The organism is Sphingomonas sp. CCH9-F2, from assembly GCF_001556735.1.
GTDB lineage: Bacteria > Pseudomonadota > Alphaproteobacteria > Sphingomonadales > Sphingomonadaceae > Sphingomonas > Sphingomonas ginsenosidimutans.
The window spans coordinates 1-14340 of record NZ_LSJO01000457.1 but is presented as its reverse complement, the minus strand read 5'-3'; the positions used below and the strand labels follow the sequence as shown (position 1 = coordinate 14340).

Below are 14340 nucleotides of genomic sequence, written 5' to 3'. Positions count from 1 at the left end.
GCCGCGACCCCGCCGGCACAGGTGACGCGCGTGGCGCCGACCGGCCCGGTCAGCGTCGGCGCACCGCGGCGGATCGCGACCGCCAGCACGGCATGGGCGTCCGCCACCGTGCAGCCACCCGCCGCGACGCGCGGCGCGACCGCCGCGATCGTGCCGGCGAAGCCGTCGTCCAGCCGCCCGCGCCCGGTCAGCTTCACGCCGACGACCCCCGCCGGCGTCTCGACCCGCGCGCGCGCATCGGCGACGTCGATCGACAGCGCAGGCAAGGCGAACGGCGCGCTCGTGCCGGTGGGACGCGGCAGCAGCCGGTCGATCGCGCCCAGCGACAGCTTGCCGTCGATCCAGCGCGCCCGCGCGCGCACATGGCCGGCGCGCACCGCGACGACGCGCGCGCCCGACAGGCCGACGTCGGTGGACGTCTCCACCCAGTCCGCCACCAGATCGGGATCGCGCGGATCGCCGATCACCACGTTCGTCAGCCGCTGCCGCCCCAGCCCCAGGTCGCTGATATGATAGCGCGCCGGCACGCCGCGCGTGGCCAGTTCGCGGTCGATGACCTGCGTCGCGATCGGCACGCGCGACAGCCACACGCCCGCGCCCGCGGCCAACGCCAGCACCGACACGGCGACCAGCGCACGGCGACCGCGCCGGGCCGTGCGCCCGTCCGGCGGGGGCGGTTCCGCCGCCGTGCTCATCTACGCCACTCCACCCGCATCATCCGCACCATGCATAGCCCCGCCCGATCGTCTCACGCAATTGCGCGCCCGCCGGGGGCGGCATATCGTGCGCCGCGATGCTGGATGCCGATGCCCCCGTCACCGATGCCTCGGGGCATCGCGCCCGGCTGCGCGCGCGCCTGTTCGCCGATGCGGAGGGGCTGCACGATCACGAGCTGATCGAATATCTGCTGGCGGTGGCGCTGCCGCGACAGGATACCAAGGATCTGGCCAAGCGGCTGCTGCACGAATTCGGCGGGATCGGCGGATTGCTGGCCGCCGACGCGCAATCGCTGATGCGCGTGAAGGGCATGGGCGACGTGACCGCGGCGGCGATCAAGATCGCGCACGCCACCTCGATCCGGCTGGTCCGCGCTCGCACGCGCGAAGCGCCGCTGCTGTCCAACTGGCAGGCGCTGCGCGACTATCTGCACGCCGCATTGGCGCACGACACGATCGAGCAGTTCCGCGTCCTGCACCTCAACACCCGCAACATGCTGATCCGCGACGAACAGATGTCGCGCGGGACGATCGACGAGGCCGCGGTGCACGTGCGCGAAGTCATCAAGCGCGCGCTGGAGATCGGATCCGCCGCGCTGATCCTGGTCCACAATCACCCCTCGGGCGATCCCTCCCCCAGCCGCGCCGACATCGACATCACCCGCGCGATCGTCGCGGCGGGCAAGCCGCTGAACATCGTCGTGCACGACCATATCATCGTGGGCGCGGCCGGGCAGGTAAGCCTGCGCGCCAAGGGGCTGATCTAGGCGGCTGATCTACGGGAAGGGTTTGACCTCGACCGACCCGTTTTCCGGGATCGATCCGATGTGCTTCTTCACTGCCGCGTAATTCGGGTCATTGGGCGGATAGCGAACGACGGCGTCACCCGACGCTCCCGCTGCGCCCGTTGCGCGGAGTGACAGAACGATTGTTCCGTCCGGTTCCTGCATCGCTGTGCCGATCGAGGTCGCGGGTTTCTGGGCAATCATCGTTTGATCGTTTTGGGTGCGCTGGGCGAACGCGACTACGCAACCACTTTCCGCCGAGAGGATGATGAGCCCAGTAGGCATCTGGATGCGGCGTCGGTATCCCGCCATGATTACGTCCGTAAAACCGCGCGGCGCTCGTAGCATATATCCCCGCGTTTGCCCCTCCCCCGGCACACTGCTAACGGCGCGCGATCACCTATCCCCGTGCAGGAACCGCCCGATGATCCCCCGCTATTCCCGCCCCGACATGGCCGCGATCTGGACGCCGGAGGCGCGTTACGCGATCTGGTTCGAGATCGAGGCACATGCCACCGACGCACTCGCCGAGCTGGGCGTGGTGCCCAAGAGCGCGGCGCAGGCGCTGTGGGCGTGGTGGGCGACGAAGCCGGCGATCGACGTCGCCGCGATCGACGCGATCGAGGCGGTGACCAAGCATGACGTGATCGCGTTCCTGACCTGGGTCGCCGAGCAGGTGGGCGATGAAGCGCGCTTCATGCACCAGGGGATGACCTCCTCCGACGTGCTAGACACCACGCTGTCGGTGCAGCTGGCCCGTGCCGCCGACCTGCTGATCGCGGATATCGACGCGCTGCTGGCGGTGCTGGAACGCCGCGCGAAGGAGCACAAGCTGACCCCGACGATCGGGCGCAGCCACGGCATCCATGCCGAGCCGGTGACGTTCGGGCTGAAGCTGGCGCAGGCGCATGCCGAATTCTCGCGCCACCGCACGCGGTTGGTCGCGGCGCGCGAGGATATCGCCACCTGCGCGATTTCCGGCGCGGTCGGCACCTTCGCCAATGTCGATCCGCGCGTCGAGGAACATGTCGCGGGCAAGCTCGGCCTCGCGATCGAGCCGGTCTCTACCCAGGTGATCCCGCGCGATCGCCACGCGATGTTCTTCGCCACGCTGGGCGTCATCGCCAGCTCGGTCGAGCGCGTCGCGACCGAAGTGCGCCACCTGCAACGCACCGAGGTGCTGGAGGCGGAGGAATATTTCTCCCCCGGCCAGAAGGGGTCGTCGGCGATGCCGCACAAGCGCAACCCGGTGCTGACCGAGAATCTGACCGGGCTGGCCCGGATGGTGCGCGGCTATGTCACCCCCGCACTGGAGAATGTCGCGCTGTGGCACGAACGCGACATCAGCCATTCGTCGGTCGAACGCTATATCGGGCCGGACGCGACGATCACGCTCGACTTCGCGCTGGCGCGGCTGACCGGGGTGGTCGACAAGCTGCTGGTCTACCCCGAGCGGATGCAGAAGAACCTCGACCGGATGGGCGGCCTCGTCCATTCGCAGCGCGTGCTGCTGGCGCTGACGCAGGCGGGGGTCAGCCGCGAGGATTCGTACCGGCTGGTCCAGCGCAACGCGATGAAGGTGTGGGAATCGGACGGGAAGCTGTCGTTGCAGGAACTGCTGAAGGCTGACCCGGAAGTCACCGCCGCGCTGTCCCCGGCGCAAATCGACGAGAAATTCGACCTGGGCTATCATTTCAAGCACGTCGACACGATCTTCGACCGGGTGTTCGGCGGCTGAAGAGGCTCAACCCCGTCGTCGTGCCGGACGTGTTCCGGCATGACAAGGTAACGGGCAAGGACCGCGCTTCCACGAGACGCCCACCCGGTGTCGCAAGAATGCCACACTTCCGTCACGTGATTGCAACAAGTGCAAGCAAGATTGTTGCGCACGTTTGTTGCGCCGCAGCGTAACGATCCATAGATGGCGCCGTGTCGGACCTATCCGGCACAGGAGACCCATCATGCGCACGTTCGAAACCGCCGTCAGCACCGCGCTGGCGATCGCGGCTCAGGCGCTGGTGGTCGGCGTGGTCCTGACCACGATCTGATCCATCGGCCCACCACCGCCCCCCGACCCCCGCGCCGTTCAGCGCGGCGGTTAGCGGGCGGTAACGGGCTTCCCCTTTCGCGCGCCGGCTGCGACAGTGCCGGCATGATCCGCATCCTCGGCGCCGTCCTGGCGGGTGGCCGTTCCTCGCGCTTCGGCAGCGACAAGGCGCTGGCGACGTGGCGCGACACCGCGTTGATCGACCATGCGCTCGCCAGCCTGTCACCGCATGTCGCCGACCTGCTGGTCGTCGGCCGCACCGACGCGCGCGTGCGCACCGCCCCCGACCTACCCTACCCCGACCTCGGCCCGCTCGGGGGCATCGCCGGGGCGCTGGAGGTGGCCGCCCGCGAGGGATTCGACGCGGTGCTGACCACCGCCTGCGACACACCCCGCCTGCCGCCTGCGCTGGTCGCCGCGCTGCTGGGGCAGGACGCGGCCCATGCCGCGGAGGCGCCCACCGTCGGGCTGTGGCCGGTGCGGCTGGCCGCGCCGCTGCTGGATCGCCTGTCCGCCGGCGGCGACCGCTCGATCCGCGGCTGGGCGCGCGAGGCAGGCGCGGTCGCGGTGCTACCGGGCGCCGTCCTCGCGAACGTCAATACGCCGGACGATCTGGCACGGCTGGACGGCGCAGTGCGGGGATAGGTGGATGAGCGCGGGAGCTTGAGGCCCCACCGTCATGCCGGACTCGTTCCGGCATCCATCGCGCCGCAAACTCGCAATCGACTGATTTCCTGGCACCATGGACCCCGGAACAGGTCCGGGGTGACGAATGGCGAGGGGGGGCGGAGCGAGTCTCGCCTCCGTTCCGGTCCCTCCTCACATGCGCGACGTCGCGCCCGACCGCCCTCACGCCGGTTCGGCGTCGCCCGCCGCGTACCATCGCAGGTCGCGCTCGCCGATGCCCAGCGCGGGCCATTCGGCGCGCCATTCCGCCAGATGCGCGCTCGCCATGTGGCGGGCGAGCGATGCGCGGTCGCGCCACACCTCGCTGACCCGGATCAGTCCCGGTTCGTGCACATCCTCGGCATAGGCGTAATCGAGGCAGCCGTCCTCGGCGCGGCTGGCGGCGATCATCCGTGCCATTGCGCCGCGCGCCGTGCCGAGCCGGTCCGGCGGCACGCGGAACGTGCCCAGGATCACCAGCGTCACTTGCGCGCCCATGCCCGCTGCCCGCCGATCCACGTCTCGATCACCTGCGTCTGGCGCAGCGCCTCAGGCGTGGCGGCCAGCGGGTCGCGGTCGACGATGATGAAGTCGGCGCGCTGCCCCGGCGCCAGGATGCCGAACTTCGCCTCGGCGAAGCCGGCGAAGCTCGCCCCGCCGGTGAAGCCCCACCATGCCTGTTCGCGCGTCACCGCCTCTTCGGGGCGCCACCCGCCGGCGGGCTGCCCGTCCGCGCCGGTGCGGGTGAACGCCGCCGCCCAGTTCGCCCAGGGATCGGGCTTCTCCACCGGGAAGTCCGACCCGAACGCCAGCTTCGCGCCGTTGTTCATCAGCGATTTCCACGCATAGGCGCCCGCGAGCCGCGCCTCGCCCAGTCGCGCCTCGGCCATCACCCGGTCGCTGGTGGCGTGGATCGGCTGGACCGAGGCGATGATGCCGTAGCGGCCGAACGCGGGCATGTCGGCCGGGTCGACCACCTGCGCATGTTCGATCCGCCAGCGCCGGTCGCCCTTGTAGGTCGCGGACAGCTCGGCGATGGCGTCGATCGCCTGTTTGTTGGCGCGATCGCCGATCGCATGGACTGCGATCTGGTAGCCGTCCATTGCCGCGCGGCTCATCAGATTCTGCAACTGGTCGTCGGTCAGGAAGCCCAGTCCGCGCTCCCCCGGGGCATCGGCATAGGGCGCCTTCAGCCATGCGCCGCGCGATCCCAGCGCGCCGTCCGCGAACAGCTTCACCCCTGCCAGCCGCAGGCGATCGTCGTACAGCCACGGCGTCGGCCCGGTCCCGCCGATCGCGACGGTGGTGTCGATCCCGGCGGCATAGGACATGATCCGCACGCGCAGCGCGCCGATGTCGCCCATCCGGCGATAGGTCATCCAGTCGTCCAGCGACGTGCCCATGTCGGCGACCGCGGTGATGCCGTCGCGCAGCAGCAGCTGCTGCGCCGCCAGGAACGCGGCGGTGCGGTCCTTCGCCCCCACCTTGGGCAACGCGCGGTCCATCAGCGACATGGCATTGTCGACCAGCACGCCCAGCGGCTTTTCGACACGCCCGCCCGCCGGCGCGGCGGTGGCGGCGGTGATGCCGGCGGCCTTCAGCGCGGCGCTGTTGGCCCAGCCGGCATGGCCGTCGGCGCGTTCCAGCCACACCGGCCGGCCCGGCACCGCGGCGTCGAGATCGGCGGCGGTGGGAAAGCGCCCCAGCCCCCATTGTTCCTGGTTCCAGCCGCGCCCGACGATCCACGCGCGTTCCGGGTTGGCGCGCGCATAATCGGCGATCTTCTTCTGCGCCTCCGCCAGCGATCGCGTGTCCGACAGGTCGAGGGCCAGCAGCGCCAGCCCCTGCGCGATGACGTGCCCGTGCGCGTCGATCATGCCGGGCATCACCACCCGCCCCTTCATGTCGGCGCGCCAGTCATAGGTGGGGCCGGGATTCTTCTTGGTCCGCTTCGGCGGCTGCTCGCCGACCGGGACCAGCCGCACGACCTTGCCCTGCGCATCGATCACCATCGCCTGGAACCGCACGACGCGCCCGTCGCGGTCGAGCGTCATGCCAGCGACATTGTCGATCAGCGCATCCGCCCCCGCGGCTAACGGCAGCGCGAGCGAGGACAGGCCGGCGAGCGCACCGGTCAGGCGAAGAATTTGGCGTCGGTTCATATTGCCTGCCATATGGCGGCAGAGGGTTTTTGGCGAGGGCAGGTGATGCGGTACGCACGGGGTTGGGCTGGCCTGGGGCTGGCGCTGGCGATGGGAGCGGCGATCCCGATCGCGGCGGCACCGCGCGCGGCCGGCGCGGTGGAGGTGAAGCGCAACGACGCGCTGGTCGATTTCAGCTACGGCTATCCCGCCGCCGCCGCGCGCATCGCGCCGCTGCGCCGCTGGCTGGACCAGGACCGCATCCGGTTCGAGGCCGACGCGCGCCGCACCGCGCAGGAGGATCGGCGCGAGGCGACGAAGAACGACTATCCGTTCCATCCGCACGATGCCGCGCGCCACTGGGCGGTGGTAACGGAGACGCCGCAGCTGCTGAGCCTGTCGGGCGAAACCTACCGCTTCACCGGCGGCGCGCATGGCGGCACGCTGCTCGACACGATCGTATGGGACAAGGCACGCCAGCGCCGTGTCGATCCGCGCGCGATGTTCACCTCCGCGGCGGCGTTGCAGGACCTGCTCGGCGCGACCTGGTGCGCGAAGCTCAAGGCGGAGCGGACGAAGCGGCTGGGCGAGGACCCCGGCGTCGATCCGGTATTCCCCTGCCCCACGATCGACAAGCTGACGCTGCTGCTCGGCTCCACCAACCGCCGCGCGATCGATCGGATCGGGTTGATCGCGGGGCAATATGTCGCCGGCGCCTATGTGGAGGGCATGTACGAGGTGACGCTGCCGGTCACGCCGGCGCTGCTGCGCATCGTGAAGCCGGAATGGCGCGGGGCGTTCGCGGTGGGCGGGAACGGCGCGACATAACGGGGAGGCCCCTGCCTGCGCAGGGGCGACGTTTTCGCCCACCCGTCGTCCAGCGAAAGCTGGGGCCTCCCGCCGGATCGCGCGCCCTACGGCAGCCGCCGTACCAGCGCGCTGGTGTCCTGCCGCGCGCCGCCCATCGCCTGTACCTCGGCATAGAATTGGTCGACCAGCGCGGTCACCGGCAACACCGCGCCGTTCGCCTTCGCCTCGTCCAGCGCCAGCCCCAGGTCCTTGCGCATCCAGTCGATCGCGAAGCCGAAGTCAAACCGGCCCTCGGCCATGCTGTCCCAGCGGTTGACCATCTGCCAGCTCTGCGCCGCGCCGCCCGACACCGCCTCCAGCACCTTGTCGAGGTCCAGCCCGCTCTTCTGGGCGAAGCGCAAGCCCTCCGCCACGCCCTGCAACACGCCCGCGATGCATATCTGGTTGACCATCTTGGTCTGCTGCCCCGCGCCAGCAGCGCCGACATGGACGATCCGCGCGGCATAGGCCTGCATCACCGGCTCCGCCTTCGCCAGCGCGTCGGCGGACCCGCCGCACATGATCGACAGCTTGCCCGCCTCCGCGCCCGCCTGCCCGCCCGATACCGGCGCGTCGACCGACAGCGCGCGCGCCGCCGCCAGCCGCCGCGCGATGCCGGCGGACACGGTGGTATGGTCGATGAACACCGCATCGTCCGCCATTGCGGAAAAGGCGCCACCCGCCCCCAGCGTCACCGCCTCCAGATCGGCATCGTTGCCGACGCAGGTGACGACCGCCGCCGCGCCGCGCGCCGCCACCGCGGGCGTATCGGCCACCGCCAGCCCGGTCGCCTCCGCCTTGGCGCGGGTGCGGTTGTAGACGGTGACGTCGTGCCCGGCCGCCGCCAGGTGCCGCGCCATGGGGGCGCCCATCACCCCGGTGCCGATGAATGCGATCTTCATGGCGCCATGCCTTAAGCGGTCGCCCCCGCCGCCGCCAGCGGCGATCGGCTTTATCCCGTGGCCGCGATCCGCTAGGCGGTCGTGATGGCTACCCAGTACGCGACCGATCCCGCCCTTCCCGTGTCCATCGACGACGTGCGCGCCGCGCATGCGCGGATCGGCGACATGATCGTGCGCACGCCCACGCTCATCAGCCGCACGCTGTCGAAGCTGACCGGCGCGACCGTGTACCTGAAGTTCGAGAACCTGCAGTTCACCGCCGCCTACAAGGAACGTGGCGCGCTCAACACGCTGATGCTGCTGTCGGACGAAGCCAAGCAGAAGGGCGTGATCGCCGCGTCGGCGGGCAATCATGCGCAGGGGCTGGCCTATCACGCCAACCGGCTGGGCGTGCCCGCGACGATCGTGATGCCGCGCAACACCCCGATCGTGAAGGTGGTGCAGACACAGGGCCACGGCGCCGACGTGATCCTGGAAGGCGACACGTTCGACGCCGCCTATGCGCACGCGCGCCTGCTGGAGGCGGAGCGCGGCTTCACCTTCATCCACCCGTTCGACGATCCGCGCGTCATCGCGGGGCAGGGAACCGTCGCGGTCGAGATGCTGGCCGATGCGCCCGACATCGACATGTTGGTGGTGCCGATCGGCGGCGGCGGGCTGATCTCCGGCATGGCGACGGTCGCGCGCGCCGCGGGCCGCCCGATCGAGATCGTCGGCGTGGAGGCGGAGCTGTTCCCGTCGATGTACAACCGCCTCAATGGCACCGACATGCCGTGCGCGGGCGATACGCTGGCGGAGGGGATCGCGGTCAAGGAACCCGGCCGGATCACGTCGCAGATGGTGCGCGCGCTGGTGGACGAAATCGTGCTGGTGTCCGAACGGTCGCTGGAGGAAGCGGTCAGCCTGCTGCTCCAGATCGAGAAGACGGTGGTGGAGGGCGCAGGCGCCGCGGGCCTTGCCGCGCTGCTGGCGCATCCCGAGCGGTTCCGCGGCAAGACCGTCGGCGTCGTGCTGTGCGGCGGCAACATCGACACGCGGCTGCTCGCCAACGTGCTGCTGCGCGATCTGGCGCGCTCGGGCCGGCTGGCGCGGCTCAGGCTGCGGTTGCAGGATCAGCCGGGCGCGCTGTTCAACGTCGCGCGCATCTTCGACCAGGAACGCGTCAACATCATCGAGGTGTATCACCAGCGCGTGTTCACCACGCTGCCCGCCAAGGGGCTGGTCACCGACATCGAGTGCGAGACGCGCGACCGCGCGCATCTGGACCAGCTGATCGCCGCGCTGACCGCCGCGGGGTTCGACGTCAAGGCGGTGGAGCACGCCTGACGCGCCACGCAAAAGATGGTTAAGCGGCTTTTCACCGCGCGCGTCCGGGCCGATATATAGGGGCGACGCGCGCCCGCACCGGGCGCGCCACGGGGACCAGACGACCGGTGACAGCGCCCTTCCGATTCCCGCGCTTCTTCGTCACCAGCCCGCAGCCCTGCCCGTATCTGCCCGGGCGGCAGGAGCGGAAGGTGTTCACCGAACTGTCCGGCCCGAATGCCACCGAGCTGAACGACGCGCTGAGCCGCATCGGTTTCCGCCGCAGCCAGTCGGTCGCCTATCGCCCGAGCTGCGCTGGGTGCAGCGCCTGCCTGTCGGTGCGCGTGCTCAGCCACCAGTTCGAGCCGAATGCGACGCAGCGCAAGCTGCTGCGCCGCCACGCCGACCTGGAGGTGACCGCCTGCCGCCCCTGGGCCACCGACGAGCAATATCAGCTGCTGCGCGGATACCTGGCGTCGCGGCATCCCGGCGGCGGCATGGCCGGCATGGACGAGATGGACTATGCTGACATGGTCGAACAATCACCGGTCAATTCGGTGATCGTCGAATATCGCGAGCCGGGGCGCGGCGGCGTGCCGGGGCGGCTGATCGGCTGCTGCCTGACCGACCGGCAGGCGGACGGGCTGTCGATGATCTACAGCTTCTTCGCGACCGATGAGGACGCGCGCCCGGCGCTGGGCAATTTCATCATCCTCGACCATATCGCCCGCACGCGCGAGGCGGGGCTGCCCTATGTCTATCTCGGCTATTGGGTGAAGGGATCGCCGCGCATGGCATACAAGGCGCGCTATCGCCCGATGGAGATGCTCGGCCCGCGCGGCTGGACACTGCTGTCCGACGAGGATGCCGGCTGAGGGGATAGGCTGGCGCCGCCGTTGCCCGAACCCATGCGTCACCCCAGCGAAGGCCGGGGTCTCCCGCGGCCTGGCGACGCGCCCGCAAACGGGAATATCCCAGCTTCCACTGGGATGACGGGAGCGGCGGCACGTTCCCGCACGATCGTCGCCCCGGACCCGTTCCGGGGTCCTCCGCTCCGCCCGACCACCGGCTTGTGGGTGCGCGGTTCGGTGGATGCCGGAACAGGTCCGGCATGACGGAAAAGAGGTTCGCAACGCCCTCGCCGGGATGACGAAGGCCGGACGGGCTGCCGGCCGCTATTGCCCGCTGACGCGCACCTCGACGTCCAGGCATTCCTCGCCCTCGCCCAGCCGCGATCCGGCGACGGGGGCGCAGCCCGCGGCGTCGAGCGCCACCGCGATGCGGACGTGGTGCTCCTCCGGCGACAGCGCCAGCGTCGGGTCGAAGCCGATCCAGCCGATCCCCTCCACCCAGCCGTCGGCCCAGCCGTGCGGCGTCGGGCGGCGACCGTCCTGCAGGTCGCAATAACCGGTGACGTAGCGCGCGGGAATGTCGAGCGAGCGCGCGCAGGCGACGAACATCTGCGCCAGATCGCGCGGCGTCGCGGTGTCGCGGGCGAAGGCGTCGTCGACGGTCAGCCCCGGGTCCGGCCGCCCCTTGTCGAGCGCGAATCGCTCGTGCAGCGCGCGGTTGAGCGCGTGCAACGCCCCCAGCGGCGAATGCCCCTCGGTCATGCGATGGGCGAACCCGGCCAGCACCTCGCCCGCATCGGTCACCGGCGTGCTGCGCAGGAACACCGCGGGGGGCAGCGGCTCGAACGTGCCGTGCAGCACGCCGTCGGAATGGCTGGTCACCACCTCGCCCGACACCGCGATCTCCAGCCGGTCGAGCGGCCCTTCGGCATACAGCATCGTCGTGCGGTTGCCGAAGCCGTCGCGATGTTCGCGCAGCCGCGCGTCGCAATCGACCGAGATGTGCCATTCGGCGACGGTCTGGTCGTGGGTATTGCCCGGCGTGACGCGCAGCAGCTGCACGATCCGTCCCTGCGGCTTGGTGAAGCGATAGGTGGTGCGATGGTCGATCGACAGGCGCATGTCAGTGATGGAACTTGAATTGCCGGCCGATCGCGTCGTGAAGCTGGGCGTTCTCGACGATCAGCGCCTGCAGGTGCTGGTGGAGTCCGGCGGCGATCACGTCGCCGGTGCGGGTGCGCGCGGCGCGCGCCTGGCGGTTGCGGGCCATGCGGTCCGCCGCCCCTTGCGTGCCGCTCGATTTGGCAAGGCCGGTGAGCGCGATCACCGTCTCCTCCATCGACGCGGCCAGGCTGCGCGGCAGCTCGGCGCGCGACAGCAGCAGGTCGATGACATTGGCAGGGTTCAGCCCGTCGCTGTACAGCCAGCGATAGGCGGTCACCGCGCTGACGGTTTGCAGGATCGTGGTCCACTGGTCGCGATCGACGGTGCCGCCGACGCGCTCACCCTCGGGCAGCAGGATGTGATATTTCACGTCCAGCAGCCGCGCGGTATTGTCGGTGCGCTCCACCGCCTGTCCCAGCCGGATGAACAGCGTGGTCTGGTTGCGCAGCATCCGGTGCACCGCGCCCTCGAACCCGCGCGTCTCGGCCTTCACCGCCTCGACCACCGCCAGCGTGGTGTTCGAATCGAGCCGCCGCACCTGCTGGTCGAAGATCAGCCACGCGCCGTTGATCGCCTGCCACGCCTCGCGCGTCAGCGCGGTGCGCACCGCGCGGGCATTGTCGCGCGCCATCGCCAGGCAGCGCAGGATCGATCCCGGATGCGCTGAATCGCTCAGCAGGAACCGCGCGACCGATTCGCGCGCCAGCACCGCGCCGCTGGCGGCGAAGCCGTCCTCGGTATCGGTGACCGCCAGCGCGGATCGCCACGCATCCTCGCCCGCCGATCGCGGCGACAGCACGTCGAGGCGCAGCGTCGCCTCCACCAGCCGCGCGATGAAATCGGCCCGTTCGACATAGCGCCCCAGCCAGTAGAGCGAAGCGGCGGTCCGGCTGAGCATCAGGCCAGCCCCCCGCCGATCGTCTGGGTCATGCCGCCCATCGCCTGCGTCATCCCGCCGCCGCGCGCGTGTTCGGGCAGCAGCACGAAACTGTCCTTGGTGCCGCCGCCCTGCGACGAATTGACCACCAGCGACCCTTCGCGCAGCGCGACGCGCGTCAGCCCGCCGGGCACCACCTGCACCCCGCGCGATCCCGTCAGCAGGAACGGGCGGAAATCGACGTGGCGCGGCGCGACGCCCTGTTCCACCAGCGTCGGCACGGTCGACAGCGCCAGCGTCGGCTGCGCGATATAGCGATGCGGCTCGGCGATCAGCGCAGCGCGGAACCGCTCGATCTCGGCGCGCGACGCGGTCGGGCCGACCAGCATGCCATAGCCGCCAGATCCGTCGACCAGCTTGACCACCAGTTCGTCGAGGTGATCGAGGACGTAGCGAAGCGCGTCCGGTTCGCGGCAGCGATACGTCTCGACATTGGGCAGCGTCGGCGCGCCCCCGGAATAGAATTTCACAATCTCCGGCATATAGCTGTAAATCGCCTTGTCGTCGGCGATGCCGTTGCCCGGCGCGTTGAGGATCGCGACATTGCCCGCGGCATAAGCGGCGATCAGCCCCGGCACGCCCAGCATCGAATCGGGGCGGAACACCAGCGGATCGAGGAAGTCGTCGTCGACGCGGCGATAGATCACGTCCACCTTCACGCGCCCCGCAATGGTGCGCATGAACACGACGTCGTCGTCCACCACCAGATCGGCCGCCTCGACCAGTTCGATCCCCATCGAATCGGCCAGGAAACTGTGTTCGTAATAGGCGGAATTGTAATGGCCGGGGGTCAGGACGACGCAATTGGGGTTTTGCCCGCAGCCGCGCGGCGCCACCGACTTCATCGTCTCCAGCAGCATGTCGGGATAGCTGTCGACCGCCGCGACGCGGAATTTCGCGAACAGCTCCGGGCACAGCCGCACCATCGCCTCGCGGTTTTCCAGCATGTAGCTGACCCCGCTGGGCGTGCGGGCATTGTCCTCCAGCACGAAGAATTCGTCCGGCCCGGTACGCACCAGGTCGATGCCGCAGATATGCGCCCAGACGTCGTGCGGCGGGCGGATGCCGGCCACCTCCGGCCGGAACTGCGGATTGCCCAGGATCAGGTCGGCGGGCAGCACGCCTTCCCTCAGGATGCGGCGCTCGCCATAGATGTCGACCAGGAAGGCGTTGATCGCCTCCACCCGCTGGATCAACCCGGCGGAGAGCCGTTCCCATTCGTCGGCCAGGAAGATGCGCGGCACGATATCGAACGGGATGATCCGCTCGCTCGCCTCGCTCTCGCCATAGACGGCGAAGGTGATGCCCAGCTGGCGGAAAGTGGTTTCGGCGGAATGCTGTCGTCGGCGCAACTCGTCGGGAGGCGTTTCGTCCAGCCAGCGGCAAAGATCGGCCAGCTCGGGGCGCGCGCCGTCTTGGCCGCCCGCCCCCATGATTTCATCGAACGCCTGTGTCCCCATCGGCCCTCGTAACGCTTGTGTGGCGATTTCGCCGCATGCTGCGTCACTTTGATGCACCGCACAAGGGAAATGCGCACGTCACCCGCCGGACGGTAAGGAGGCCAGCATCGCGGGCGTCAGCACCTGCGGCAGGACGCGCGGGGTGGCCGCGCCCTTCGGGTACCACAGGTACAGCGGCACGCCGGCGCGGTTGTGCGCCTCGATGAAGCGGCCCAGCGCCGGATCGCCGTCGGTCCAGTCGCCGACCAGCACCGCGACCTTTCCCTTGGCGAAGGCGTCGGCGACGGTGGCGGTTTCGATCGCCGCCTTTTCGTTGACCTTGCACGTCAGGCACCAGTCGGCGGTGAAATAGGCGAACACCGGCCGCCCCTCCGCGCGAAGCGCCGCCAGCCGCGCCGCGCCGAACGGCTCGGCACCCGGCACGCCGCCCGGCTCCGCGCGAACAGCGGCGGGATGCAGCAGCAGCGTTGCGGCCAGCGCCGGCACCGCCGCCAGCGCGATCGCCCAGCCCGCACGC

Annotated in this window: 15 protein-coding genes; 6 read left to right on the top strand and 9 right to left on the bottom strand. The window is 70.0% G+C overall.

Features of this window, described 5'->3' with window-relative positions:
* Window positions 1-695: intermembrane phospholipid transport protein YdbH family protein (locus AX685_RS12685; RefSeq protein WP_443026259.1), on the bottom strand; the 695-nt coding region annotated here is incomplete at its 3' end.
* Window positions 696-793: 98 nt separating this feature from the next.
* On the opposite strand from AX685_RS12685, the gene radC reads away from it, so the two are divergent.
* The gene (radC, locus tag AX685_RS12680) at window positions 794-1483 is read left to right on the top strand and encodes a RadC family protein (RefSeq protein WP_066489242.1); all 690 of its coding nucleotides are present in this window, start codon (window positions 794-796) and stop codon (window positions 1481-1483) included.
* A 9-nt stretch (window positions 1484-1492) separates the two neighbouring features.
* On the opposite strand, the gene AX685_RS12675 is transcribed toward radC, so the two are convergent.
* A complete protein-coding gene (locus tag AX685_RS12675; RefSeq protein ID WP_156445791.1) occupies window positions 1493-1813 on the bottom strand; it encodes a hypothetical protein in 321 nt (106 codons plus the stop codon).
* Window positions 1814-1925: 112 nt separating this feature from the next.
* On the opposite strand from AX685_RS12675, the gene purB reads away from it, so the two are divergent.
* Both purB and mobA read left to right on the top strand, forming a co-directional pair.
* A complete protein-coding gene (gene purB / locus AX685_RS12670) occupies window positions 1926-3239 on the top strand; it encodes an adenylosuccinate lyase (protein WP_066489236.1) in 1314 nt (437 codons plus the stop codon).
* A 414-nt stretch (window positions 3240-3653) separates the two neighbouring features.
* Complete coding sequence (mobA, locus tag AX685_RS12665; RefSeq protein WP_066489235.1) at window positions 3654-4193, top strand: molybdenum cofactor guanylyltransferase; 540 nt, start codon at window positions 3654-3656, stop codon at window positions 4191-4193.
* A 204-nt stretch (window positions 4194-4397) separates the two neighbouring features.
* Here mobA and AX685_RS12660 read toward each other — a convergent pair whose 3' ends face one another.
* Window positions 4398-4712, bottom strand: a complete 315-nt coding sequence (locus AX685_RS12660) for a putative quinol monooxygenase (protein ID WP_066489233.1) — start codon at window positions 4710-4712, stop codon at window positions 4398-4400.
* Complete coding sequence (locus tag AX685_RS12655) at window positions 4697-6376, bottom strand: amidohydrolase (protein ID WP_066489249.1); 1680 nt, start codon at window positions 6374-6376, stop codon at window positions 4697-4699. Before AX685_RS12655 ends, AX685_RS12660 begins: the two co-directional genes overlap by 16 nt.
* 45 nt (window positions 6377-6421) lie before the next feature.
* Between AX685_RS12655 and AX685_RS12650 the strand changes: the two genes are divergently transcribed.
* Window positions 6422-7183: a DUF4163 domain-containing protein gene (locus AX685_RS12650; protein ID WP_066489226.1), complete on the top strand. Its 762-nt coding sequence runs from the start codon at window positions 6422-6424 to the stop codon at window positions 7181-7183.
* 86 nt (window positions 7184-7269) lie between these two features.
* On the opposite strand, the gene AX685_RS12645 is transcribed toward AX685_RS12650, so the two are convergent.
* Window positions 7270-8106, bottom strand: a complete 837-nt coding sequence (locus AX685_RS12645) for an NAD(P)-dependent oxidoreductase (protein WP_066489223.1) — start codon at window positions 8104-8106, stop codon at window positions 7270-7272.
* An 84-nt stretch (window positions 8107-8190) separates the two neighbouring features.
* Here AX685_RS12645 and AX685_RS12640 point away from each other — a divergent pair, with 84 nt between their 5' ends.
* Both AX685_RS12640 and AX685_RS12635 read left to right on the top strand, forming a co-directional pair.
* Window positions 8191-9432, top strand: a complete 1242-nt coding sequence (locus tag AX685_RS12640; protein WP_066489220.1) for a threonine ammonia-lyase — start codon at window positions 8191-8193, stop codon at window positions 9430-9432.
* A gap of 107 nt (window positions 9433-9539) precedes the next feature.
* Window positions 9540-10286, top strand: coding sequence for an arginyltransferase (locus AX685_RS12635; protein ID WP_066489217.1), 747 nt, complete (start codon window positions 9540-9542; stop codon window positions 10284-10286).
* A 300-nt stretch (window positions 10287-10586) separates the two neighbouring features.
* Here AX685_RS12635 and AX685_RS12630 read toward each other — a convergent pair whose 3' ends face one another.
* The 4 genes from AX685_RS12630 to AX685_RS12615 all read right to left on the bottom strand — a co-directional run.
* A complete protein-coding gene (locus AX685_RS12630) occupies window positions 10587-11384 on the bottom strand; it encodes a transglutaminase family protein (RefSeq protein WP_066489214.1) in 798 nt (265 codons plus the stop codon).
* 1 nt (window position 11385) lies between these two features.
* Window positions 11386-12324 (bottom strand): alpha-E domain-containing protein, encoded by a 939-nt coding sequence (locus AX685_RS12625; RefSeq protein WP_066489211.1) that lies wholly within the window; start codon window positions 12322-12324, stop codon window positions 11386-11388.
* A complete protein-coding gene (locus tag AX685_RS12620) occupies window positions 12324-13823 on the bottom strand; it encodes a circularly permuted type 2 ATP-grasp protein (RefSeq protein ID WP_066489208.1) in 1500 nt (499 codons plus the stop codon). The genes AX685_RS12625 and AX685_RS12620 overlap by 1 nt, the downstream gene beginning before the upstream one ends.
* Before the next feature lie 78 nt (window positions 13824-13901).
* On the bottom strand, window positions 13902-14340 hold a 439-nt coding region (locus AX685_RS12615), incomplete at its 5' end, for a thioredoxin family protein (RefSeq protein WP_197418608.1).

Bases quoted from the DNA above. Each gene is read 5' to 3' on its own strand.
- AX685_RS12630 (WP_066489214.1), bottom strand. From the start codon at position 11,384: ATGCGCCTGTCGATCGACCATCGCACCACCTATCGCTTCACCAAGCCG.
- AX685_RS12650 (WP_066489226.1), top strand. From the start codon at position 6,422: ATGCGGTACGCACGGGGTTGGGCTGGCCTGGGGCTGGCGCTGGCGATG.
- AX685_RS12645 (WP_066489223.1), bottom strand. From the start codon at position 8,106: ATGAAGATCGCATTCATCGGCACCGGGGTGATGGGCGCCCCCATGGCG.
- purB (WP_066489236.1), top strand. From the start codon at position 1,926: ATGATCCCCCGCTATTCCCGCCCCGACATGGCCGCGATCTGGACGCCG.
- radC (WP_066489242.1), top strand. From the start codon at position 794: ATGCTGGATGCCGATGCCCCCGTCACCGATGCCTCGGGGCATCGCGCC.
- AX685_RS12640 (WP_066489220.1), top strand. From the start codon at position 8,191: ATGGCTACCCAGTACGCGACCGATCCCGCCCTTCCCGTGTCCATCGAC.
- AX685_RS12620 (WP_066489208.1), bottom strand. From the start codon at position 13,823: ATGGGGACACAGGCGTTCGATGAAATCATGGGGGCGGGCGGCCAAGAC.
- AX685_RS12660 (WP_066489233.1), bottom strand. From the start codon at position 4,712: ATGGGCGCGCAAGTGACGCTGGTGATCCTGGGCACGTTCCGCGTGCCG.
- AX685_RS12625 (WP_066489211.1), bottom strand. From the start codon at position 12,324: ATGCTCAGCCGGACCGCCGCTTCGCTCTACTGGCTGGGGCGCTATGTC.
- mobA (WP_066489235.1), top strand. From the start codon at position 3,654: ATGATCCGCATCCTCGGCGCCGTCCTGGCGGGTGGCCGTTCCTCGCGC.
- AX685_RS12675 (WP_156445791.1), bottom strand. From the start codon at position 1,813: ATGGCGGGATACCGACGCCGCATCCAGATGCCTACTGGGCTCATCATC.
- AX685_RS12655 (WP_066489249.1), bottom strand. From the start codon at position 6,376: ATGAACCGACGCCAAATTCTTCGCCTGACCGGTGCGCTCGCCGGCCTG.